Here is a 23012-nt window from a genome sequence, read left to right on the forward strand (position 1 = left end):
CCCGACACTTTGTTTGTATCGAAGTGTCGGGATTTGCTCATTCCGGGCGCGAACGGGCAGCCTTGGCTGACCGAATCTCCTAGGGTGAGGCAAACAAGCCATCCAACACGAGGGCCATGCGATGGACCGCAAACTGCTGCTGATCATTCTCGACGGGGTGCCGTGGCGCAATTTCCGCCGGCTTTTCGGCAACCTCGAAGGCTGGGTCGACAGCGGCGAGGCGCGGGTTTGGAAACACCGCTCTGTGCTCCCGTCGATTTCGGCAAGCTGCTATGCCTCGATCCACACTGGCGTGACACCGCAGGAGCATGGCTGCACCGGAAACGGCAACGTGTTCCGTCTGGACCACAAGGACATCTTCAGCCAGGTGCGCGAGGCCGGCGGCGTGACCGGGGCGGTGACCCACAGCTTCTGGTCGCAGTTCTTCAACCGCCACCCTTTCGACTATGTGCGCGACATCGAATACGACGAGCCGGACAGCGCCACCATCAACCACGGCCGCTTCCACTCGATGACGGGCTATGGCAAGGCCAACCAGATGACGCCGTCCGATGTCGACCTGTTCGCGACCCTGACCAACCTGTGCCTGCGGTTCGGGCTGGATTACGGCATTCTCCATACCTGTACGCTCGACAGCATGGGCCACCGCTTCTACCACGACTGTGAAGAGATGGATCACGCCTGCTTCGTCATGGACGAGATGCTGGCCCCTTTCATCCCCCGCTGGCGGCAGTTGGGATACGAGGTGATCGTGACCGCCGATCACGGCCAGGACGAGCGCGGCCACCACGGCGGGCGCAGCGCGCTGCAGCAGGAAACGGCGCTGTACTACTTCGGCGATGCCGAGGGTCCCGATGCGGAAACGGTCATTGACCAATTACAGTTGGCGCCCACGATCCTGACCCGCATGGGCGCACCGGTGGCCGAGACGATGAAGGCCAGGCCGTTCCTGCGCTGAGCGCGGTCAGTCGTAGTTCCACAACCCCTGCCCCAGCGCCTCGACCGCGATCGAGATCCGTTCGAAGCTGTCGGCGGCGCGGGTCACCGAATGGCGGGCGCGCAGGTAGCCATGCACGAGGCCGGCCTCGTTGATCCAATGCGCCTGCCCGCCGGCGGCGGTGATTTTGGCGCAGTACGCGGCTCCGTCATCACGCAGGGGATCGCAGTCGGCGGTCACGACTACCGTCGGCGGCAGCCCGGAAAAGTCGGTATCGTGCAGGGGTGCGAATGTTGGGTCATGTTCCGGGACGGCGCCGCCGCAGCGGACTTTCTCATAGAACTGGACCTCGTCGCGCGTCAGCATCGGGGCGTGGGCGTGTTCGATATACGATCCCTGGTTCGGGTCGCCCCCCAAACCGGGATAGATCAGAACCTGCCCTAGGATGTTCCCGATGCGCGCGCGCGCGTGATGGGCGACGGCTGCGGCGAGGTTTCCGCCCGCGCTGTCTCCGGCCAGAACCAGCGGATCGCCGAATTCGGCTTCCACCCAGTTCACCGCGGTCCAGCAATCCTGGAACTGCGCCGGATGCACATGCTCAGGACACAGGCGGTAGTCGACCGCCACTACCCGATAGCCGGTTTGGGCGCATAGTTCGGCGCAGACGTCATCGTGGCTGTCCAGCCCGCCGACGACGAAACCGCCGCCATGCATGTAGACGACGGTTCGGGTTGGATCTCCGCAGGAATAGACGCGCACCCCGACCCCATCGGCCGAGCTGTCCCGCGTTTCGACGCCCGGTGGACGCGGCTGCCGAAACGCGCGGCACATGTCGTCGTAGACGCGGCGCTGGTCCTTGATGGACCGATCCACCGCGTCTTCGGGATAGCTTTCGGCGGTGCGCCGGATGAACGCCCAGGTCTCCTCGTCGATCAGACGTTCATAATCCATTGCCCCTCCGGATCAGTCGGCCCACTCCCACGGCCGGGTGAAGTTGCCCAGCACCTGGTTCACATCGTCCTCGGATGCGCCGTTCGCGTCAAGCTGCGCGACAAGGCCGCGCTTTTTGTCGTCGATGACCGACACGACCCGCGCCGCAACACCGGCAGTTTCCAACGCCTGGTTGTAGACCCGCGTGATCGCCTGTTTGCGCAGCTCAGGCTTGAAGACCTTGCCCACCGCGGTTTTCGGCAGTTCGGGCAGGATCGTCATGTGCTTGGGATGCGCGGCGCGTTCATGCACGTGAATCTTGCAGTATTCCAACAGTTCCGCCTCGGTCACACTTGCACCGTCGACCAGTTCGACAAAGGCACAGGGAACCTCGCCCGCATGGGCGTCGGGCTGGCCGATGGCGCCGGCAAAGGCCACGGCGTCATGGCCCAGCAGGGCCTCTTCGATCTCGGCCGGGTCGATGTTGTGACCGCCGCGAATGATCAGGTCCTTGGCGCGGCCGGTGATCCACAGATACCCGTCCGCATCGAACCGCCCCAGGTCGCCGGTTCGCAAGTACTTGTCGAAATAGTAGAGATCGACGTTCTTGTCTTCCTCGGTATAGGTGTTCCCGGCATAGACACCCGGGTTCGACACGCAGATCTCGCCCACTTCGTCCACCGCACATTCCTTGGGGCCGTCGGGGCTGTCGCGCAGGATCTTGACGTCGGTGTACGGGAACGGAATCCCGATCGAGCCGATCTTCTTCTCGCCATCCACCGGGTTGCAAGACACCAGGCAGGTGGCTTCGGTCAGGCCATAACCTTCGACGATGGTCACACCGGTCGCTTTTTCGAAGCGGCGGAACAGTTCGACCGGCAGCGGAGCCGAGCCCGAGAAGGCCGTCTTGACGGTCGAGATGTCGGCATCCACCGGACGCTGCATCTTGGCCGAAATCGCCGTGGGCACGGTGATGATGAACGAAACCTTCCAGCGCTCGATCAGCTTCCAGAAGTTGTCGAACACGCCGTCGCCGCGATACCCGGCGGGGGTCGGGAACACCACATGGGCGCCCGAAGACACCGCCGCCATCACGATCACATGGCAGGCAAAGACGTGGAACATCGGCAGCGGGCACATGATCACGTCCTCTTCCGAGAACAGCAGCGTGTGGCCCAGCCACCCATTGTAGATCATGCCGGAATATTTGTGCTGCGCGACCTTCGGCATACCCGTGGTGCCGCCGGTGTGGAAATAGCAGGCGACCCGGTCCTCTTTGCTGTCCTCGAAGGTCAGCGTGGTGGGTTGCTTGGCCAGTTCCTTGTTGAAATCCAGGTAGTCGGCGTGGGCCAGATGCTCTTTGTCGGCCATCTTGGGCCGGACCAACGGCACGATCCACGACTTGGGGGGTGTCAGGTATCGGTTCAGGTCAATCTCCAGCACGGTGTTGACACCCGGCGCGTGGCGCACGGCCTCGGCGACCTTCTGCGCGACGTCCGTTTTTGGGAAAGGTTTCAGCGTGACCACGACCTTGGCCTTGGTCTCACGCAGGATCGACGCGATCTGCTCGGGCTCGAGCAGCGGGTTGATCGGGTTCACGATCCCGGCCACCGCGCCGCCCATCATGGTGACCAGCGTCTCGTTGCAGTTGGGCAGCACATAGGCCACCACGTCGTTTTCCTTGACCCCCAAAGAGCGGAACAGGTTGGCCGCCTGGTTCGTCTTGGCCAGCAGTTGCGACCATGTCAGGGTTTCGGCCTTGTCCTTGGGGCCGGACAGGATCTGGAAACTGATCGCGTTGCGATCCGGGAACTTGGTGGCCGTCCGCGAGAGCAGTTGATGGAACGTGACGGGGACATCGCGGTCCTCCCACGGCATTTCCTGCTCCATTCTCAGTTTGTCTTCCTTGCCCACAAAGGCCATGTGGTTCCTCCCCTTTTTTACCCTGCATTTTTGCGGGCTGTCTTGCGTCCAAGATGTAAGCAAATGCAGCCCTGCGCAAGCGAGGGCTTACCCTTGGGCAAGGGGAAAAAGTAGAATGACGCTACGGCGGTTCGCGAAATGCCCGCGCGTCACTTCACTCGGCGGCCACACCATCGGTGAACTGGAGACGCGCCAGTCGCGCATAAAGCCCATCTTGCGCCACGAGATCGTCATGGGTGCCCTGCGCCACGATCCGGCCGTTCTCCATAACCACGATGCGATCGGCCTTTTTCACGGTGGCCAGACGGTGCGCCACGATCAGGGTGGTGCGCCCGGCGCGCATCTGGTCAACGGCGGCCTGAACGGCGCGCTCGCTCTCGGCGTCCAGCGCCGAGGTCGCTTCGTCCAGCAGCAGAACCGGAGCGTCGCGCAAAATCGCTCGCGCGATGGCGATGCGCTGTTTCTGACCGCCCGACAGCATCACGCCGCGTTCGCCGACGAAACTGTCATAGCCTTCGGGCAGGGCCGAGATGAAGTCATGCGCCGCGGCGGCACGGGCCGCGGCCTCGACCTCGGCATCCGAGGCGTCCAGCCGTCCGAACCGGATGTTTTCGCGTGCCGAGGCCGCAAAGATCACCGGGTCCTGCGGCACCAGCGCCATGTGCTGCCGGAAATCCGCCCGGCGCATGTCGCGCAGACCGATCCCGTCCAGGCTGACCTGACCGGCCTCGGGGTCGTAGAACCGCTGGATCAACTGGATCACGGTCGTCTTGCCCGCGCCCGAGGGGCCGACGAAGGCCACGGTCTCGCCAGGGTTCACCGTCAGCGACAGGTCGTCCAGCGCCAGAATGTCGGGCCGGGCCGGGTAGCGGAAGGTCACGTTGTCAAAGGTGATCTGCCCCTTGACCGGCTGCGGCAGCGCCCTGGGCTGTGCCGGGTCGTTGACCGTATCCTCGGCGTTCAGCAACTCGACCAGCCGTTCGGTTGCGCCTGCGGCGCGTTGCAGCTCGCTCCAGATTTCGGAAAGCGCGGCCACGGACCCGGCCATGATGATCGAATAGATCACGAACTGGATCAGCACGCCTTCGGTCATCACGCCGTTGCGCACATCGTTCGCCCCCATCCACAAAACGCCGACGATCCCCGAGAACACCAGGAAGATCACGATCACGGTCAGAACCGCCCGCGTCTGGATACGGCGCAGGGACACATGGTACGAGGTCTCGGTCATGTCGCCAAACTGGCGGCGGCTGGCGTCCTCATGGGTGAACGCCTGTACGGTCTGAACGGCGCCCAGCGCCTCGCCAGCATTGCCCGACGAGGCGGCGATCCAATCCTGATTTTCGCGGCTGATGACCCTCAGCCGACGCCCGAGAACCAGGATCGGCACCACCACCACCGGGATCAGCAGCAGAACCAGCCCGGTCAGCTTGGCCGAAGTCAGCAACATCAGCACAAGCCCGCCGATGAACATCAGGAAATTCCGCAATGCGATCGACACTGACGACCCCAGAACGGATTGGATCAGCGTGGTATCGGTGGTGATACGGCTCAGGACCTCACCGGTCATGATGCGTTCGTAGAAGGCGGGGCTCATGCCGATGACGCGGTCAAATACGGCCTTGCGGATGTCAGCCACGACCCGCTCGCCCAACCGGGTCACCAGCATGTACCGGATACCTGTTCCCACCGCCAGAACCGCCGCGATGCCCAGCGCCGCCAGGAAATACCAATCGAGCAGCTCACCGTCTTCGATGCGGAAATTGTCGACGACGCGCCGCACGGCCAAAGGCAAAGTCAGCGTCATGCTCGCCGTCAGAACCAACGCCAGCGTCGCCCCAAGCATCAGCAGCCGGTAAGGCTTCATGAACGGCCACAAAGAGGCCAGCACGCTCAGCTTCCGGGATCCAGGTCGATCTTCATGAGCACCGGGCGCTTGCACGTTTGCTTGGTTGGCGGAGCGTGTTCTTGCCATGCCTGACCCTTTTTACCTTCTGGGACTCGCGATACGGCTTCTTGGCGGTGCAGGCGCGCCGGGTCAAGGAGACTGCGCGCAATAGCACCCCGACAAGGGCTTTTTGACGCAACTTATTCCGGAGAGTTTGGAGCGGGTAGACGGAATCGAACCGACATAGCCTGCTTGGAAGGCAGGGGCTTTACCATTAAGCTATACCCGCTTGGTGAAGGGCTGAGTAGTCCATGCCCGGGCCGCCGTCAAGAACCGAAATCCTCCTGCGCATCGCTTTTGCGGCTGTCTGCGTGCGGTCACCCGGGACGGGCTGCGCGGCCAACCGCCAATCGCTCTGAATTGCACTTGTTTTGGGGCCGCGCACTGGCGCAGCATACGATTGCAGTGCTTGCCGTTCGCGAAAACCTGCCTAGCGTGTGTACCGCCCCAAACTGTTAATGGGGTTGTTAAGTACCTGTAACAATCAGTTCCTAAATCCGTTTCACAAATTCATTCCGACAGCGAGGAATCATCCAATGAAAGACGTTGATCCAGCCACCCTTTCCGCCGACGACTGGGACGAACTGCATTTTCCCCGCCCCGACGAAAACGACTTTGACCGCGTCGTCGAAAGCGCCCTGTCGCGACGCGGCTTTCTGGGCGGAGTGTTGGCCTTCGGGTCGGGCGCTGCGGCCATGGGCAGCGGTCTGCTGGGGTCGACCTCAGCCTACGCACAGACCGCTTCTCGTTTTGCGTTCACTCCGATCGCGGCCCAGACCGATGGCACCGTGCATGTACCCGAGGGGTATGAATGGAAAGTCCTCATGCGCTGGGGCGATCCGCTGTTCTCCGAGGCTGACGGGTATGACATCACCGATGGTGGACCGGTCGAAAACTCGGACAAGGTTTTTGGCGAAAACACTGATGGTATGGAAACCTTCTCGTTCCAAGGGCACCAGTTGATCGCCATCAATCACGAGTATCCCAATCGCAAAATCAACCTGCCCGCAGCGCAGGAAGGTGTGCCCGCAAACGCGGATGACGTTCGAAAGTTGCAGAACCTGCAGGGTGTGACGGTGATGGAAATTGCCGAAACCCCGGATGGCTGGACCGTGGTCAAGGACAGCCCTTTCAATCGCCGAATTCACCACAACACCCCCATGAAGATCGTGGGGCCGGCAGCTGGCCACGACCTGCTGAAGACCGAGGCCGATCCGACCGGCACAACGTCGCTGGGCACGATGAACAATTGCGGCTCGGGCAAGACACCTTGGGGCACCTACCTGACCTGCGAAGAGAACTTTAACGGCTACTTCGGCTCCAGCAACGAAAGCGCGACATATACTCCAAAGGTCGCGGATGGCTTCAAGCGATACGGCATCAAGGCCGAAAGCTGGAACGGGTACGAATTGTTCGATCCGCGGTTTGACACCTCGAAGAACCCCAACGAACCACATCGCGTCGGCTGGGTGGTCGAAATCGACCCGACCGATCCCAACAGCACCCCGGTCAAGCATACCGGACTTGGGCGGTTCAAACATGAAAACGCCGCGGTCGAGTTGGCCAAGGATGGTCGCATTGTCGTCTATATGGGCGATGATGAGCGGGGCGAATACCTGTACAAATTCGTCTCGAACGGCGTCTACACCCCCGGCGGGGATACCGAAGGTCTGCTGGATGACGGCACGCTTTATGTTGCCAGATTCAACGACGACATGTCCGGTGAATGGGTGCCGCTGACACCGGAAACCACCGGCATGGACGAAGCCGAGATTCTGATCTTTGCCCGCATCGCGGCGTCTGAGGCCGGTGGAACCACGATGGACCGACCGGAATGGGTTGCAACCAGCCCGGTTCTTGCCGAGGCCTATTGCTGCCTGACCAACAACAAGAACCGTGGCGTCAAACCAAATGCGGGTGGCGATGATACTTCGGTCAATGGTCCCAACCCTCGGGAAGCCAACAAATACGGGCAGATTGTTCGCTGGCGACCAGCCAACCAGGATCATGCAGAAACCGCGTTTCAGTGGGATCTGTACGTCATGGCCGGCAACCCGACAGTGCATTCCGATGCATATGCCGGTTCCGGGAACGTAAACGAAGGCAACCTGTTCAACTCGCCCGACGGGATGATGATCGACAGCACCGGCGTGGTCTGGATCCAGACCGACGGGAACGACGACAACGAAGGCGATTTTGCAGGCCATGGCAACAACCAGATGCTGGCCGGCGACCCAATCACGGGTGAAATCGTTCGCTTCATGACCGGCCCGAACGGCTGCGAGGTGACCGGCCTGACATGGTCGGCCGACCGCCGGACCATGTTCGTAGGCATCCAGCACCCCGGTGGATCCTGGCCAGATGGGGGCACGCCGCGTTCCTCGATCATCGCGATCAAACGCAAGGACAACGGACTGGTCGGCTGAACCGTCTTACCTCAGCGATCACCCCCGGCGAAGCGTCGGGGGTGGCAGCGCCGTTCAGAGATCTTGGCCGGGCATCGCCAAAGGCCCACCATCGGCCGCAAGGTGACGCTCGGGCAGCCAAGGGTTCAGTTCCAGCGCCTCTGCCAGAGCAACGCGGGCTTCTTCCATTCTCTGCAGACCCATGAGGGTCAGCGCCCGACCGCTCATCGCTGCGATATGGTTCGGCGACAGTTCCAGAGCACGGTCCAGATCGGTCAGGGCCGAGTCAAAATCCTGGCGCAGGAAATTCACGAAGGCGCGCTGGTTGTAGCCCTCGGCATACTCGGGGCAGTACGCAATCAAACGGTCGAAATCCTGCAGCGCCCCCAACAGATCCCAGTCATTTCGTCTGGACATGCCCTGATCCAATACGGTCTGCGCGGCCTCGTCAGGTGCGTCGGCCCACAACTCCCACATCTGGTTCGAGATCTCGCGGGCGGCCATCTCGGTCTCGGCCTGCTGGATCTGACCGATAAGTTCACCCAGCCGGGCGGCGTGATCGGGCGCAGACGGACAGGTCTCAGCAAGCGCCGGAATCGCAACGCCTGCGCTCAGAACTGTGGAAAGAATTAGGTGTCTCATAGTTCAATGGTGACGCGGATCGCCCTTTCGTCAACCCGCACCATCGATGGCATCTGCCAGCCCGGTCTCTTTCACCGCCTCCATCGCCACGAAGGTCGAGGTGCTAGCCACATGCGGCAGCGACGAGATCTTTTCGGCCAGAACCGCGCGATATTCCGTCATCGACCCCGTCCGCACCTTCAGCAGATAGTCGAAATTCGACGCGATCATATGCGCTTGTTCGATCTCGGGCACCTTGCGCACGTCCGCGTTGAATTCAGCCAGCGCCTTTTCCCGCGTGTCGGTCAAGCGCACCTCGACAAATGCCACATGGTCCAGGCCCAGGCGGATCGGGTCCAGCATGGCTCGATAGCCAGTGATGATCCCTTCGGACTCGAGCCGTTTCAGCCGCGCCTGTGTCGGCGATTTCGACAGCCCGATCCGCCGGGCCAGATCAGCGACCGAGATCCGCCCGTCCTCGGCCACGATGGACAGAATCGCGCGGTCGAACCGGTCCAAACCCGGAAAGTCTTTTCGCATGGCATTTGATCCAAAATTCAGGACGATACATGCTTGTTAGAACAATTTCGGTCCGTTGTCCCGCCAGATCACCGGTATACTACTCGAAAGACCGGAGGACACATGACTCACAGCCTGCGCCACACCATCGATTCCATGACCTACGCGGACCAGACCGCGTTGCTGAAATCCCTGACCGATCAGGCCGCCCTGACCCAAGCCGACCGCACCGCCATCTGCGAGGCGGCTGCGCAACTGGTGCGCGACATCCGGTCCAGCACATCGCCGGGGCTGATGGAAGTGTTTCTGGCGGAATACGGCCTGTCGACCGATGAAGGCATCGCCCTGATGTGTCTGGCGGAGGCACTGTTGCGCGTTCCCGACGCCGACACGATCGACGCGCTGATCGAGGACAAGATCGCGCCCTCGGACTGGGGCAAACACTTGGGCCACTCCTCGTCGTCGCTGGTCAACGCCTCGACCTGGGCGCTGATGCTGACGGGCAAGGTTCTGGACGAGGGCAAGGCCTCGCCGGTCAGCGCCCTGCGCGGCGCCATCAAGCGGCTGGGCGAGCCGGTGATCCGCACCGCTGTCGGGCGCGCGATGAAGGAAATGGGCCGGCAGTTCGTTCTCGGTGAGACCATCCAGTCCGCCATGAAACGCGCCGCCGGGATGGAGGCCAAGGGCTACACCTATTCCTACGACATGCTGGGCGAGGCCGCCCGCACCGAGGCGGATGCCGCGCGCTATCACCTTTCCTATTCCCGTGCCATCGCGGCGATTGCCGATGCCTGTACGCAGGACGACATCCGCGCCAATCCCGGCATCTCGGTCAAGCTGTCGGCGCTGCATCCGCGCTATGAGGTTGCCCAGGAACAGCGCGTGATGGACGAGCTGGTGCCGCGCCTGCGGGCGCTGGCCCTGCTGGCCAAGGCGGCCGGCATGGGCCTGAACGTGGACGCCGAAGAGGCTGACCGCCTGTCTCTGTCGCTGCAGGTGATTGAGGCGGTGCTGTCCGAGCCAGCGCTGGCCGGATGGGACGGGTTCGGCGTGGTGGTGCAGGCCTATGGGCCGCGTGCCGGGCTGGTGCTGGACACGCTTTATGACATGGCCGAGCGGTATGACCGCAAGCTGATGGTGCGTCTGGTCAAAGGCGCCTACTGGGACACCGAGATCAAGCGCGCGCAGGTCGAGGGCGTCGACGGCTTCCCGGTCTTCACCAACAAGGCGGCAACCGACATCTCTTACATCGCCAATGCCCGCAAGCTCTTGGGCATGACCGACCGGATCAATCCTCAGTTCGCGACCCACAACGCCCACACGGTCAGCGCGATCCTGCACATGGCCGAGGGCCAGCCCTTCGAGTTCCAGCGCCTGCACGGCATGGGCGAGACCCTGCACCAGATCGTCAAGGACCAACACAATACCCGCTGCCGCATCTACGCGCCGGTTGGCGCGCATCGCGACCTGCTGGCCTATCTGGTGCGGCGGCTGCTGGAAAACGGCGCCAACAGCTCGTTCGTCAACCAGATCGTGGACGAAAACGTGGCCCCCGAAGTGGTGGCCGCCGATCCGTTCGAGGCCGTGCGGAAACCTGCACGCCACATCCCAACCGGACCCGAACTGTTTCAACCTGAAAGACCAAACTCGCAGGGGTTCGACCTGCATCACACGCCGACATTGGACCGGATCGATGCCGCCCGCGACGCCTTTCGCGCGCATCACTGGTTCGCGCAGCCCCTGCTGGCCGGTGACGCGGCGCCCGAGGCCGAGGAACCTGTCATCAACCCCGCCCTGCCCGAGGACCGGCCAGGCGCGGTCGCCCCGGCCAGCGCCGCGGATGTGGAGCTGGCGCTGGCCGCAGCTGCTCCGTGGCAGGCGCCAGCGGCCGAGCGCAGCCGCATCCTGAATGCCGCCGCCGACCTCTACGAGGAGCATTATGGCGAGCTCTTCGCCCTGCTGGCGCGCGAGGCCGGCAAATCACTGCCCGATGCGGTAGCCGAGCTGCGCGAGGCGGTGGATTTCCTGCGCTACTACGCCGCCAACATCCCCGACGCCGATCCGGCCGGGACCTTCACCTGCATCAGCCCGTGGAACTTCCCGCTGGCGATCTTCACGGGGCAGATCTCGGCAACGCTTGCCGTGGGCAATGCGGTTCTGGCCAAACCCGCGCCGCAGACGCCGCTGATCGCCCACCGGGCCGTGCAGCTGCTGCATCAGGCCGGCGTGCCGCGCGATGCGCTGCAATTGCTGCCGGGCGGGCCGTCGGTGGGCGCCGCGCTGACATCCGACCCGCGCGTTTCGGGCGTGGCCTTCACCGGCTCGACCGCGACGGCGCTGAAGATCCGCGCTGCAATGGCCGATCACATGCAGCCCGGCACGCCGCTGATCGCGGAAACCGGCGGGCTGAACGCGATGATCGTGGACAGCACCGCCCTGCCCGAACAGGCCGTGCAGTCAATCATCGAAAGCGCCTTCCAGTCGGCGGGCCAGCGGTGCTCGGCCCTGCGCTGTCTGTATCTGCAGGATGACATCGCCGATGACGTGCTGACCATGCTCAAGGGCGCGATGGACGCCCTGTCGGTGGGCGATCCGTGGCTGCTCTCGACCGATTGCGGCCCGGTGATCGACGAACAAGCCCGGCAGGGCATCGCCGATCACGTCGCCAAGGCCCGCGCCGAAGGTCGTGTGTTGAAAGAACTGGCGCTGCCGCCCGAGGGGATCTTCGTGGCGCCGACGCTGATCGAGGTCCTTGGCATCGGCGCGCTGGAACGCGAGATCTTCGGCCCCGTCCTGCACGTCGCAAGGTTCAAGTCGCACGAGATCGACCAGGTGATCGCCGACATCAACGCCACCGGCTACGGCCTGACCTTCGGTCTGCACACTCGAATCGACGACCGCGTACAGCACGTGACCGAGGCGATCCACGCCGGCAATATTTACGTGAACCGCAACCAGATCGGCGCGATCGTCGGCTCGCAGCCCTTCGGCGGCGAAGGTCTGTCCGGCACCGGCCCCAAGGCGGGCGGCCCGAACTATCTGGCCCGTTTCTGCGCCCCGGACCGACAGGTCGCGGCCGCGGAATGGTCCGCCCCAGCCGACCTACCCGCACCGATCGGGCAGCCTGCCGCGCCGACGACCCGTTCGATGCCCGGACCGACCGGCGAATCGAACCGACTGACCGAGTTCCCCCGCGCGCCGTTCCTGTGCCTGGGCCCCGGCCCCGAGGCGGCCAAGGCGCAGGCGGATGCCATACTCGCGCTTGGCGGCACCGCGATTCGGGCCGAGGGCGCGCTTGACCTGCACCGGCTTGAGAACCTGCCGGGAATATCTGGGGTTCTGTGGTGGGGCGATGCGGACACCGCGCGCCAGATCGAGCGCCATCTGGCGCGGCGAGACGGCCCCATCCTGCCGCTGATCCCCGGCTTGCCCGACCGGTCGCGGGTGATGGCCGAGCGCCATGTCTGCGTCGACACCACGGCCGCCGGAGGGAACGCCGTACTTCTGGGCGGTGCGGCATAAGCTGACTTGACGCTGGGCCGTGAAAAGCCCAGCGTCCCCCCATGTTTCCAATTCGAGACCACAACCCTTCGGGACGGACGCCCTTTGTCGTCTATGCGCTGATCGCGGCGAATGTCCTGATTTTCCTCAGCTATGTCGGATTCATGGACGACGCCCGGCTGATCAACCGGTTCTATTTCGACTATGCGATCATCCCTGCCCGCATCAGCGACGGCGTGGCGCTCGAGACGTTGGTGACGTCGATGTTCCTGCATGGCGGCTGGATGCACCTGATCGGCAACATGCTGTTCCTGTGGATCTTCGGCGACAACATGGAGGACGAGATGGGCCACCTGCCCTTCCTGCTGTTCTACATGGTCGCGGGTATCGGCGCCGGGCTGGTCCATATCGTCACGGCTCCCGGGTCGTTGGTTCCCACCATCGGCGCGTCCGGCGCAATTGCGGCCGTGATGGGGGGCTACCTGCTGATGTTCCCAAAGGCGCGTGTCGATATCCTGCTGATTCTGATCATCTACTTCCGGGTCTTCACCATCCCGGCCTTCGTGATGCTGGGCGTCTGGCTGGGAATGCAGTTCCTTGGCAGCGTGTCCAGCAACCCTGACGCCGGCGGTGTCGCCTATTGGGCGCATACGGGTGGCTTTGTGATCGGTTTGGTTCTGTGCATCCCGATGTGGCTGAAACGAGGCGGACCAGCTTATTGGAACCGTAACCATGGTCACCCGCCACATCCCGAACACCGCTACAAGCTCAGCCAGTCCCGTATACCCAGAGTACCTCGCCGATGACCCGAATGACTGCCATCTGCCATTGCGGCGCCGTGAAGATCGAGGCCGAGTTCCCCGGTGGCCTGTCCACGGCTGCCCGATGCGACTGTTCCTTCTGCATCCGCCGCGGGGCCGCCGCCGTGACGGCCACGACCGAGAGCCTGCGCATTCTTGAAGGCGCCGATAACCTGAGCCTCTACACGTGGGGAACGCACACGGCGAAACACTATTTCTGCAAGACCTGCGGGATATACGTTTATCACCAAAGACGCTCGGATCCGGCGGAGTGTGGCGTCAACCTTGGCTGCATCGAGGGCGGAAACCCCAGAACCCACGGGCCGATTCCCTGGAACGACGGGGTCAATCACCCCTCTGATCGGCCTGACTGATCCGGACTTTGACCACCGCTTAGCCGCGTGATCTCTTGCGCAGCCTGAACGACGTGGGCGGCAAGCTCGGGTGCCCGGTCCGGATTGAATCGCGCGGTCGGCCCCGAGACAGAGATCCCGGCGCAAGGCTCCTGCTTGTCGTTGTAGATCGCTGCTCCGATGCAGCTCATGCCCGAGTGGCGCTCCTCTCGATCATAAGACCATCCGCGCAGCCGCGTTTCGGTCAGATCCTCGCGCAAGGTATCCAATGTGGCGCAAGTATTGGGCGTATACGGCACAAGCTGGGTGTCCGCCAACACCTTGGCCCGGGATGCCTCGGTCATGGCCGCCAGGATCGCTTTGCCCGTACCCGAGGCATACATCGGCGTACGAGCGCCCGGCGGAAAGAACGCCCGGATCGGGTTCGATGTCTCGACTTGCCCGACAAACACAACTTCCGACCCGTCGGGAACTGCAAGGTTCGCAGTTTCTCCGCTGTCCTGCATCAGGCGTCTAAGAACTGACCGGCCGATCTCGACAACGCTGTTGTGCCGCAGAAACGAAGCGCCTGTGCGATAGGCTTCGACTCCGATCATCCATTCCTGACGTTCTTCGCTGAAGCTGACGAACCCATGCTTTTGCAAGGTCGTCAGGATGCGATGCGTGGTTGCAGTAGGCACGTCGATCTCACGCGCGAGGTCGCTGAGCGCGGTGCGTTCAAGCCGTGCGACCGTGGTCAGGACCCCCAGCGCACGGTCCAACGCCTGCATGGTTCCGGCCGAGCTTTCCTTGAACAACGACTTGGGCCGTCCGCGCGGCCGCTTCTGGGCTGACATTGTGATTCTCCCTCATTTTGGCCGAACGGCCGTCTGGCTTTCTCAGTTGATCACAAACACTCAGCGAAATGAGAAAGTGAATATCCTGCGTTTATGGCAGGTTACGAATTTTTTCGAAATAATGAAAATATTTTTCAAGAAAATTGCATCATCGCCGACGCGGAGACAGACTTGGGGCAAAGCGGAGGACATGATGATGTCAAAACAGAACCCGGTCTTCATTCCCGGCCCGACGAATATCCCGGATCGCCTCCTGCGCGCGATGCAGGTCCAGACCATTGACCACCGCGCGCCGGATTTCGTTCAGGCCTTTGCTCCGGTACTCGAGGGCCTCAAGCAGGTCTTCCGGTCGACCACGGGTCAGATTGTGACCTTTCCATCCAGCGGCACAGGTGGGTGGGAAGCTGCGATCAGCAACACACTGAGCCCGGGCGACAAGGTTCTTGTGGCCCGCCATGGCGTATTCAGCCATCGCTGGATCGACCTTTGCCAACGGCATGGGCTGGATGTGCAAGTCATCGATTGCCATTGGGGCAGCGGAGCACCTGCCGAACGGTTTCAGTCGATCCTCGCCGACGACCGGAACCACGACATTCGGGCGGTTCTGGTGACGCACAATGAAACGGCCACCGGCGTGCGATCCGATATCCAGTCGATCCGATCGGCGATGGATGCCTCGGCGCACCCTGCCCTGCTGATGGTCGATTGCGTCAGTTCGCTGGCCTCGATGCCGTTCGAATTCGATGGCTGGGGCGTCGATATTGCGGTTTCGGGGTCGCAAAAGGGGTTCATGCTGGCCGCTGGAATGGCAATCCTGTGCGTCAGCCCCAAAGCGCTGGCAGCGATGGATGGTGCGCGGCTGCCCCGCACCTATTTCGACTTTCGGGACATGTTGGACGCCAATGCCTCGGGCGGGTTTCCTTACACGCCGCCGCTGCAACTGATCTGCGGGCTGCAGGAAAGCCTGTCGATTCTGTTCGATGAAGGCCTGGACAACGTCTATGCACGTCACTTCCGTCTGGCTGAAGGCGTGCGTCGGGCCGTCGACGCGTGGGGATTGAACCTGGTCGCTCAATCACCGGACCTCTACTCGGACACTGTCAGCGCAGTCTATGTACCCGATGGGTTCGACAGCAATGTCCTGACTAACCATACCTATGACACCTATGGAGTGTCCTTCGGGATCGGCCTGGGCCAATTGAACGGCAAGGCGTTTCGCATCGGGCACCTTGGCAGCCTGACGGACGTCATGGTTCTGTCCGGCCTCGCCACGATCGAGATGGCGATGGCCGATCTGAACTACCCGATACAACTGGGCAGCGGCGTGGCGGCAGCGCAGGAATACTTCCGTGCAAACGGCACCAACCGCTCGCGTGCTGCGGCTTGAGGAGATCGGTATGTTGGACACGCTTTCGGCTGCAGAGCTGACGATCGACGACATGCGCGCTGCGCATGAACGGATCAAACCACATATCCGGCGTACACCCGTCCTGTCGTCGGAGTATCTGAACGCACAAACTGGCGCGCGGCTCTTTTTCAAGTGCGAGAACCTGCAGGAGGCCGGAGCCTTCAAGGTCCGCGGCGCCTGCAATGCGGTATTTGGATTGCCCGACGAGATCGCCGGCAACGGCGTCTGCACCCACTCCAGCGGGAACCATGCACTGTCCCTGTCATATGCTGCCGGTCGGCGGGGCATTCCCTGCAACGTCGTCATGCCACGCACCGCACCTCAGGCCAAAAAGGACGCGGTCCGCAGGTTTGGTGGCACGATCACCGAATGTGAGCCTTCGACAACATCGCGCGAAGCGACCTTTGCCCAGGTGCAGGCCAAAACGGGTGGCGAATTCGTGCACCCCTACAACGATCCGCGTGTCATTGCAGGACAGGCCACATGCTCGGCCGAGATGCTGGAACAAACAGGTGGGCTTGATGCCGTTATCGCTCCGATCGGCGGCGGCGGTATGGTTTCGGGCACGTGCCTGACAGTATCGAATCTGGCCCCTGACACCGCGATCTATGCCGCGGAACCTCAGCAGGCTGATGACGCATACCGATCTTTCAAAGCCGGTCGGATCATCGCCGACGACGCACCCAAGACGGTGGCCGACGGCCTTCTGGTTCCGCTCAAGGAAAACACCTGGCACTTCGTGTCGCGGAACGTTGCCGACATCTTCACGGCCTCCGAAGACGAAATCGTGGCGGCCATGAAACTGGCCTGGAAACACCTGCGACTGGTGATTGAGCCATCTTCGGCCGTTCCGTTGGCAACCATTCTCAACAACCCCGAGGTTTTTCGAGGCAAACGCGTCGGCGTGATCCTGACCGGCGGCAATGTGGATTTGGACAAGCTGCCCTGGCTGGCCGGGCAAGGAGGAGAAGGATGAACAAACCCGTGAACATCGATCAGTTGGACGTCGGCTTCGACATCCCCGCAGCAATCGGCATGGATGAGAGCGAAATCCAGACTCCTTGCCTGATACTGGACCTCGACGCGCTGGAGCGGAACATCCGCAAAATGGGCGCCTACGCCAAAGCGCACGGCATGCGCCATCGGGTGCATGGCAAGATGCACAAGTCTGTGGACGTCGCGCGCCTGCAGGAAAAACTGGGCGGGGCAGTTGGCGTGTGCTGTCAGAAGGTCTCGGAGGCCGAGGTTTTTGCGCGCGGCGGGATCAAGGATATCCTTGTGTCCAACCAGGTGCGCGATCCGGCCAAAATTGACCGCTTGGCTCGGCTGCCGAAGCTGGGCGCGCGAACGCTGGTCTGCGTGGACGACATCGCGAATGTGCCCGAGCTGTCCTCTGCGGCGCAGACCCATGGAACGCAGCTGGAGATCCTAGTCGAGATCGACTGCGGCGCGGGGCGCTGTGGGGTGACCAGTACGGCTGACGTCATAGCCATTGCCCGCGCGGTCGAGGAGGCGCCGAACCTGAAGTTCACCGGCCTCCAAGCTTATCAGGGTGCGATGCAACATCTCGACAGCTATGACGCGCGAAAGGAAAAACTGGATGCAGCAATCGCCATGGTGCGGGACGCCGTCGACGGGTTGAAGGCGGACGGGATTGAGTGCGAACTGGTCTCGGGTGGCGGGACGGGATCCTATTATTTCGAAAGCAATTCTGGCGTTTACAACGAATTGCAGTGCGGGTCCTACGCGTTCATGGATGCCGACTATGGGCGGATTCTGGACCGGAATGGCCAAAGGATCGACCGGGGCGAATGGGAAAACGCCTTGTTCATTCTGACCAGCGTCATGAGCCATGCCAAACCGGATAAGGCGATCTGTGACGCAGGGCTCAAGGCGCAGTCGATCGACAGCGGTTTGCCGGTGATTTTTGGCCGCGATGATGTCGAATACCTGAAATGTTCGGACGAACACGGTGTGATCGGCGACCCCAACGGCGTGCTGCGGGTGAACGAAAAGTTGCGTTTGGTCCCCGGGCACTGCGATCCGACCTGCAACGTGCACGACTGGTATGTTGGCGTGCGCAACGGAAGGGTCGAGACCCTGTGGCCGGTCTCTGCTCGGGGCAAGGCGTTTTGATCATGAGGGACGAGATGAACGCTGAAACCAATTTGATACAGATCGTTGGCGAAGACCTCTGCAAGCAGCTGGTCAACCGCAAGCTGGCGTTTGACGCAATCCAAGACGTGTTCTCAGCGATGGCACGCGGCGGAGCGCGCAACTTCCCCGTCATCCGCGAAGGGCTGGGTCATGCCGGCGCCGTATATGGGTTCAAATCCGGCTTTGACGCCGAAGGCCTGGTTCTGGGTGTCAAATCTGGTGGATATTGGCCGGGAAACGCCGATCGCGGGCTGACCAACCACCAATCCACCGTCATCCTGTTCGATCCCGATACCGGGCGGCCCTCCGCGCTGGTCGGAGGAAACTACCTTACGGCTATCCGCACGGCTGCGTCCTCGGCAGTGTCGATTGCGCACCTGGCCCGCACGGACGCCAAGGTGCTTGGCATGGTCGGCGCGGGCCATCAATCGGCCTTTCAGTTGCGCGCCGCCGCCAAGCAGCGCGACTTCGAAAAGGTGGTGGCATGGAATCCCCATCCCGAAATGCTTCCGAAACTGGCCGCCGTCGCGCAGGACATCGGACTGGATTTCGAATCCGTCTCGCAGCGGGAACTGGGGGCACAGGCCGACGTCATCATCACGATCACATCGGCGTTCGAACCGATGTTGATGCGCGATTGGATCAAGCCCGGAACGCATCTGGCCTGCATGGGAACCGACACGAAGGGCAAGATGGAAGTCGACCCCGAACTGGTTGCTTCGGCTCAGGTCTTCACCGACGAGGTTGCCCAGTCCGTCACCATAGGTGAGGCGCAACATGCCGTGGCTTCGGGAGCGCTGGATCCTGACGTCATCACCCCGATTGGAGCGGTGATCAATGGCGATCATCCTGGCCGGACAAAGGTTGATCAGATCACCCTGTTCGATGGGACCGGAGTTGGGTTGCAGGACCTGGCTGTGGCATCCGTGGCCGCGCGGCTGGCCTCCGAGGCAGGTCTGGCAAGTACTGTACGGCTTTGAAACAAAACGCGCGGCCAATTCGGCCGCGCGATCTTAGAAATTGGTTCTGGTCGTTTCCGGCCGCCGTATTGACGGATCAGCCGCGGATCACCTTGGCGAACTGGTCGAAAATCGGTTCGTTGGCGCAGATGACTTCCCCGTCGGACAGAATGCTGCCTTCGGGGTTCAACGATTGAACGAACCCACCCGCTTCTTTCACGATGATGATGCCGGCGGCCATATCCCAGGCGTTCAGGCGACGCTCCCAGAAGCCTTCGTAGCGGCCAGCGGCAACATAGGCCATATCCAGCGCAGCTGCACCCCAGCGACGCACACCCGCGCACGCGGGCATCAGACGGGCCAGGTCCTGCAACGTGGCGGGCAGGTCCGAGCGGCCCCCAAACGGCAAACCGGTCGAGAAGATCGATTCGATCATCCGGCTGCGGCTCGACACGCGGATACGCATGTCGTTCATCCAGGCACCCTCGCCCTTTTCGGCAAAGAACATCTCGTCCTTCGCGGGATCGTAGATGACACCCGCGACGATCTTGCCTTTGTGTTCAAGTGCGATCGAAACCGCCCAGTGCGGCAGGCCGTGAAGAAAATTGGTCGTTCCATCCAGAGGATCAACGATCCAACGCCGGGTCGGGTCTTCGCCCTCGATCACGCCGCCTTCTTCGGCCAGCCAACCGTAGGTGGGGCGCGCGCCCAGCAGTTCTTCTTTCAGAATGTTCTCGGCTGCAATGTCGGCCTTCGAGACGAAATCACCCGCGCCCTTCATCGACACCTGCAGGTTCTCGACTTCGCGAAAGTCTTTTACCAGCGATCGGCCCGCTTTGCGCGCGGCCTTGATCATGATGTTGAGATTTGCACTGCCAACCATAGTTCCGAGGCTCCTGTCCGGTCAAACCGCGCGTATACTGGCGCAACGCCCCCTTGCCAAGAGGAATGATGCGCATAGCAGCATGCCGTTTCCCGCGTGGCCAAAACCTTATTGTTGCTGCAGCTTGCGCGCCTCTAGGCTGGCCAGCTTGACCAATTCCTGCACAAAGGGTTTTTCCATGTCCTCGGTTCGCACCGCGGCATAAAGCCGGCGCGTGATGCCATCCTTGGTCAGCGGACGGGTCACATAGTCCGAGTTGTACTTGACCTCGCGCACCACCCAGTCGGGCAGAACGGATATTCCACGGTTTGACGCCACAAGCAGCAGGATCACGGCGGTCAACTCGACTTGCCGGATCGCAGCAGGCTCCACGCGGGCCGGGATGAGAAGCTGGCTGAAGATATCGAGCCTCGTGCGTTCGACCGGATAAGTGATCAGCGTTTGACCGCGAAAATCCTCGGCCTCGATATACTGTTTCTCGGCCAGAGGGTGGGTCGATGCGGCGACAAAGACAGGATTGTAGTCGAACAGCTCGATGAACTCGACGCCCGGCAGGTCTTCGGGGTCCGAGGAGACGACCAGATCAACCTCCTCCTTCTGCAGCGCGGGCAGCGCGTCAAAGGCAAGGCCCGGCCGAATATCGACATCGACATCCGGCCACGACTTGCGGAAAGCCTCGAGCACCGGAAACAGCCATTCGAAACAGGCGTGGCATTCGATCGCGATGTGCATCCGCCCCGTGCGCCCGTCGCGTAGCGAAGAAAACTCCTCCTGCATCGCTTCGACCTGCGGCAGGATCTGTTCGGCCAGTCGCAACAGGCGCAGCCCTGCGGCCGACAGTTTCATCGGTTTCGACCGGCGCAGGAACAGTTCAACGCCGGCCTGATCCTCCAGCCCTTTGATCTGATGGCTGAGCGCCGACTGCGTGATGTTCAGTTGATCCGCCGCACGGGCCAACCCACCACATTCATGGATGGCTTTGATCGTGCGCAGGTGTCGAAATTCAATATGCATCTTTCGCTTCATTCATGTTGTTCTTGAATAATATGAGTTTGTCTCACAAAGAACTCCATGGCACAAGAGCCGCAACACAACCTGCGAGACTGCCATGACCCAGCCCGAGATTTCCTTTGAATTCTTTCCGCCTCAGACGCTCGAAGCGTCGTTTCGCCTGTGGGATACGGTCCAGACACTGGCGCCACTGGCACCCCGTTTTGTCTCGGTCACATATGGTGCGGGGGGCACCACCCGTGAATTGACCCGCGACGCGGTGGCAACGTTGCACAAATCCTCGGGATTGAAAGTCGCGGCCCATCTGACCTGTGTCGACGCTTCACGCAGCGAGACCTTGGCCATTGCCGACAGCTTTGCCGCGGCCGGCGTCACCGACATCGTTGCGTTGCGCGGCGACCCACCCAAGGGGCAGGAACGGTTCGTCCCGCATCCCGATGGGTTCGCCCACTCGGTCGAATTGATCGCAGCACTGGCGGAATCCGGCAGTTTCACCATCCGGGTCGGAGCTTATCCCGACACTCACCCCGAAGCGCCACATGCACAGGCTGACATCGACTGGTTGAAAGCCAAGTTGGACGCCGGCGCAGACGAGGCTTTGACGCAATTCTTCTTCGAGGCCGAAACGTTTTTGCGCTTTCGCGATGCCTGCGCCAAAGCAGGGATCGACAAGCCGATCGTGCCGGGCATCCTGCCAATCGAGAACTGGGCCGGTGCGAAGAAATTTGCCAAACGCTGTGGCGCCCAGGTGCCGGACTGGGTCGATCAGGCCTTTGACAAAGCGATCCGTGACAACCGGCACGACCTGTTGGCCACCGCGCTGTGCACCGAACTGTGTTCGGACCTGATCGACGAAGGCGTGGACAAGCTGCATTTTTATACGCTGAACCGCCCCGAACTGACCCGCGATGTGTGTTTTGCTCTTGGGATCACGCCCAAAGCCGATCTGCAAAACGTCGCCTGACTGTTCCTTGCATTTGCAGCGGCCAAAGGGGGATTGCCCTCTGCGGCCCGCTGCAAGGCGCGAACAATTCCCCCTGCAACGGCGCACTGTCCCCGTCAAGCCCACCAATTCACTGGATAATTTGACAGAAACTCAAGGCTCCGGAAAATAGGAGCCAGTTGTTTTATCGAGTGATTTTGGTATGGAGCCAGTCGAGAAAATTCAGGCTCGCGTAGAAGCACTGCACGTCTTGGGCCTTGATCAGACCGCCACCGCATCGGACATCCGGAATGCGTGGCGTGACATCGCCTTTCATGCACATCCCGACCATACAGGCGGTGACTGCAATCAGTTCGCACGGGCGAAGTCGGCATATGACTATCTCCGCAAAAATGGGTTGGCAGGCAAAGGCGCCGGGCCGGCCCAACCGCGACGCCCGAAACTCAGAAAGCGTATCATCGAGCTGGACGAGAAGGATATTTCCGCCTGTCTGAAACTGCTCGATCCAAGTCGCGCCCTATCCTTTGGCGAGACCAGCGCGGAAGACTGCCCGCAATCGGCGCGCAATTCGGACCATGTACCAGAGGCGATCGGATGCTATGGCCGCGACCTGACCTATTTCGTTGCGACGCCGGTTTGCGAGGGTGAAAACCGCGTTGCCCTGCCGACATCCGTTCTGGCAGGCTTTCGGACGGTCGAAACCGAAATACTGTCCTTTCAGGCCAAGAATGGCGGAGCCGGCGAGGTCGTTGTTCCCGATACCATTCGAGAACGCAAATTTCCCGGCGCGCGCAGCGTCAGGATCAGGTTCGAGGCGGATCAGGCCACCCGGGATCAGTTCTGGCAGGCTTGTTGAAAACCCAGCATTGAAAAAAGGC

19 protein-coding genes and 1 tRNA gene are annotated in these 23012 nt (G+C 61.9%); 11 read left to right on the plus strand and 9 right to left on the minus strand.

Annotation, left to right across the window (positions count from 1 at the left end; genetic code table 11):
* Positions 1-121 precede the first annotated feature (121 nt).
* Positions 122-958 carry an alkaline phosphatase family protein gene (locus tag ACR3EL_RS12390; protein WP_480721768.1) on the plus strand — a complete coding sequence of 279 codons (837 nt, stop codon included), beginning with the start codon at positions 122-124 and terminating at the stop codon, positions 956-958.
* 6 nt (positions 959-964) lie between these two features.
* On the opposite strand, the gene ACR3EL_RS12395 is transcribed toward ACR3EL_RS12390, so the two are convergent.
* From ACR3EL_RS12395 to ACR3EL_RS12410, 4 genes are all read right to left on the minus strand, one after another.
* Positions 965-1888, minus strand: coding sequence for an alpha/beta hydrolase (locus ACR3EL_RS12395; protein ID WP_480721770.1), 924 nt, complete (start codon positions 1886-1888; stop codon positions 965-967).
* Positions 1889-1900: 12 nt separating this feature from the next.
* Positions 1901-3790: an acyl-CoA synthetase gene (locus tag ACR3EL_RS12400; protein WP_170340100.1), complete on the minus strand. Its 1890-nt coding sequence runs from the start codon at positions 3788-3790 to the stop codon at positions 1901-1903.
* A gap of 154 nt (positions 3791-3944) precedes the next feature.
* Entirely contained in the window at positions 3945-5765 is a 1821-nt protein-coding gene (locus ACR3EL_RS12405) for an ABC transporter transmembrane domain-containing protein (RefSeq protein WP_170340098.1), read from the minus strand.
* A 128-nt stretch (positions 5766-5893) separates the two neighbouring features.
* Positions 5894-5967 (minus strand) — tRNA-Gly (locus ACR3EL_RS12410).
* 307 nt (positions 5968-6274) lie between these two features.
* Between ACR3EL_RS12410 and ACR3EL_RS12415 the strand changes: the two genes are divergently transcribed.
* On the plus strand, positions 6275-8164 hold the full coding sequence (locus tag ACR3EL_RS12415; protein WP_480721773.1) for a PhoX family protein: 1890 nt from the start codon (positions 6275-6277) through the stop codon (positions 8162-8164).
* Between the two features lie 54 nt (positions 8165-8218).
* Here the strand turns inward: ACR3EL_RS12415 and ACR3EL_RS12420 are convergent, their stop codons facing one another.
* Positions 8219-8785, minus strand: coding sequence for a tetratricopeptide repeat protein (locus ACR3EL_RS12420; RefSeq protein ID WP_480721775.1), 567 nt, complete (start codon positions 8783-8785; stop codon positions 8219-8221).
* Between the two features lie 30 nt (positions 8786-8815).
* Positions 8816-9304, minus strand: a complete 489-nt coding sequence (locus tag ACR3EL_RS12425) for an Lrp/AsnC family transcriptional regulator (protein WP_170340093.1) — start codon at positions 9302-9304, stop codon at positions 8816-8818.
* Positions 9305-9406: 102 nt separating this feature from the next.
* Here ACR3EL_RS12425 and putA point away from each other — a divergent pair, with 102 nt between their 5' ends.
* Genes putA through ACR3EL_RS12440 form a run of 3 tightly spaced genes read left to right on the plus strand, consistent with a single transcriptional unit; the run spans position 9407 to position 13958 of the window.
* Positions 9407-12805: a bifunctional proline dehydrogenase/L-glutamate gamma-semialdehyde dehydrogenase PutA gene (gene putA / locus ACR3EL_RS12430; protein ID WP_170340091.1), complete on the plus strand. Its 3399-nt coding sequence runs from the start codon at positions 9407-9409 to the stop codon at positions 12803-12805.
* A 41-nt stretch (positions 12806-12846) separates the two neighbouring features.
* Positions 12847-13590 carry a rhomboid family intramembrane serine protease gene (locus ACR3EL_RS12435; RefSeq protein WP_170340089.1) on the plus strand — a complete coding sequence of 248 codons (744 nt, stop codon included), beginning with the start codon at positions 12847-12849 and terminating at the stop codon, positions 13588-13590.
* Complete coding sequence (locus ACR3EL_RS12440) at positions 13587-13958, plus strand: GFA family protein (protein WP_480721777.1); 372 nt, start codon at positions 13587-13589, stop codon at positions 13956-13958. Before ACR3EL_RS12435 ends, ACR3EL_RS12440 begins: the two co-directional genes overlap by 4 nt.
* Here ACR3EL_RS12440 and ACR3EL_RS12445 read toward each other — a convergent pair.
* Positions 13934-14773, minus strand: a complete 840-nt coding sequence (locus ACR3EL_RS12445; protein ID WP_093964716.1) for an IclR family transcriptional regulator — start codon at positions 14771-14773, stop codon at positions 13934-13936. The genes ACR3EL_RS12440 and ACR3EL_RS12445 overlap by 25 nt on opposite strands.
* A gap of 196 nt (positions 14774-14969) precedes the next feature.
* Here ACR3EL_RS12445 and bhcA point away from each other — a divergent pair, with 196 nt between their 5' ends.
* Genes bhcA through bhcD form a run of 4 tightly spaced genes read left to right on the plus strand, consistent with a single transcriptional unit; the run spans position 14970 to position 19318 of the window.
* Positions 14970-16160 carry an L-aspartate--glyoxylate aminotransferase BhcA gene (gene bhcA / locus ACR3EL_RS12450; RefSeq protein ID WP_170340086.1) on the plus strand — a complete coding sequence of 397 codons (1191 nt, stop codon included), beginning with the start codon at positions 14970-14972 and terminating at the stop codon, positions 16158-16160.
* A 10-nt stretch (positions 16161-16170) separates the two neighbouring features.
* Positions 16171-17157, plus strand: coding sequence for a beta-hydroxyaspartate dehydratase BhcB (bhcB, locus tag ACR3EL_RS12455; protein WP_170340084.1), 987 nt, complete (start codon positions 16171-16173; stop codon positions 17155-17157).
* Positions 17154-18317: a 3-hydroxy-D-aspartate aldolase BhcC gene (bhcC, locus tag ACR3EL_RS12460; protein ID WP_170340082.1), complete on the plus strand. Its 1164-nt coding sequence runs from the start codon at positions 17154-17156 to the stop codon at positions 18315-18317. Before bhcB ends, bhcC begins: the two co-directional genes overlap by 4 nt.
* 14 nt (positions 18318-18331) lie before the next feature.
* Entirely contained in the window at positions 18332-19318 is a 987-nt protein-coding gene (gene bhcD, locus ACR3EL_RS12465) for an iminosuccinate reductase BhcD (RefSeq protein WP_217358610.1), read from the plus strand.
* Between the two features lie 76 nt (positions 19319-19394).
* Here bhcD and ACR3EL_RS12470 read toward each other — a convergent pair whose 3' ends face one another.
* Positions 19395-20180: an inositol monophosphatase family protein gene (locus ACR3EL_RS12470; RefSeq protein WP_170340079.1), complete on the minus strand. Its 786-nt coding sequence runs from the start codon at positions 20178-20180 to the stop codon at positions 19395-19397.
* 108 nt (positions 20181-20288) lie between these two features.
* Complete coding sequence (locus tag ACR3EL_RS12475; RefSeq protein ID WP_170340077.1) at positions 20289-21194, minus strand: LysR family transcriptional regulator; 906 nt, start codon at positions 21192-21194, stop codon at positions 20289-20291.
* Positions 21195-21288: 94 nt separating this feature from the next.
* On the opposite strand from ACR3EL_RS12475, the gene metF reads away from it, so the two are divergent.
* Positions 21289-22155 (plus strand): methylenetetrahydrofolate reductase [NAD(P)H], encoded by an 867-nt coding sequence (metF, locus tag ACR3EL_RS12480; protein ID WP_093964713.1) that lies wholly within the window; start codon positions 21289-21291, stop codon positions 22153-22155.
* A gap of 181 nt (positions 22156-22336) precedes the next feature.
* A complete protein-coding gene (locus ACR3EL_RS12485) occupies positions 22337-22990 on the plus strand; it encodes a J domain-containing protein (RefSeq protein ID WP_170340076.1) in 654 nt (217 codons plus the stop codon).
* Positions 22991-23012: the final 22 nt, after the last annotated feature.

The sequence above is a fragment of the Ruegeria sp. BJ3 genome, from assembly GCF_056535665.1.

Coding starts and splice junctions, on each gene's coding strand:
- ACR3EL_RS12390 (WP_480721768.1), top strand. CDS start 122: ATGGACCGCAAACTGCTGCTGATCATTCTCGACGGGGTGCCGTGGCGC.
- ACR3EL_RS12395 (WP_480721770.1), bottom strand. CDS start 1,888: ATGGATTATGAACGTCTGATCGACGAGGAGACCTGGGCGTTCATCCGG.
- ACR3EL_RS12400 (WP_170340100.1), bottom strand. CDS start 3,790: ATGGCCTTTGTGGGCAAGGAAGACAAACTGAGAATGGAGCAGGAAATG.
- ACR3EL_RS12405 (WP_170340098.1), bottom strand. CDS start 5,765: ATGGCAAGAACACGCTCCGCCAACCAAGCAAACGTGCAAGCGCCCGGT.
- ACR3EL_RS12415 (WP_480721773.1), top strand. CDS start 6,275: ATGAAAGACGTTGATCCAGCCACCCTTTCCGCCGACGACTGGGACGAA.
- ACR3EL_RS12420 (WP_480721775.1), bottom strand. CDS start 8,785: ATGAGACACCTAATTCTTTCCACAGTTCTGAGCGCAGGCGTTGCGATT.
- ACR3EL_RS12425 (WP_170340093.1), bottom strand. CDS start 9,304: ATGCGAAAAGACTTTCCGGGTTTGGACCGGTTCGACCGCGCGATTCTG.
- putA (WP_170340091.1), top strand. CDS start 9,407: ATGACTCACAGCCTGCGCCACACCATCGATTCCATGACCTACGCGGAC.
- ACR3EL_RS12435 (WP_170340089.1), top strand. CDS start 12,847: ATGTTTCCAATTCGAGACCACAACCCTTCGGGACGGACGCCCTTTGTC.
- ACR3EL_RS12440 (WP_480721777.1), top strand. CDS start 13,587: ATGACCCGAATGACTGCCATCTGCCATTGCGGCGCCGTGAAGATCGAG.
- ACR3EL_RS12445 (WP_093964716.1), bottom strand. CDS start 14,773: ATGTCAGCCCAGAAGCGGCCGCGCGGACGGCCCAAGTCGTTGTTCAAG.
- bhcA (WP_170340086.1), top strand. CDS start 14,970: ATGTCAAAACAGAACCCGGTCTTCATTCCCGGCCCGACGAATATCCCG.
- bhcB (WP_170340084.1), top strand. CDS start 16,171: ATGTTGGACACGCTTTCGGCTGCAGAGCTGACGATCGACGACATGCGC.
- bhcC (WP_170340082.1), top strand. CDS start 17,154: ATGAACAAACCCGTGAACATCGATCAGTTGGACGTCGGCTTCGACATC.
- bhcD (WP_217358610.1), top strand. CDS start 18,332: ATGAACGCTGAAACCAATTTGATACAGATCGTTGGCGAAGACCTCTGC.
- ACR3EL_RS12470 (WP_170340079.1), bottom strand. CDS start 20,180: ATGGTTGGCAGTGCAAATCTCAACATCATGATCAAGGCCGCGCGCAAA.
- ACR3EL_RS12475 (WP_170340077.1), bottom strand. CDS start 21,194: ATGCATATTGAATTTCGACACCTGCGCACGATCAAAGCCATCCATGAA.
- metF (WP_093964713.1), top strand. CDS start 21,289: ATGACCCAGCCCGAGATTTCCTTTGAATTCTTTCCGCCTCAGACGCTC.
- ACR3EL_RS12485 (WP_170340076.1), top strand. CDS start 22,337: ATGGAGCCAGTCGAGAAAATTCAGGCTCGCGTAGAAGCACTGCACGTC.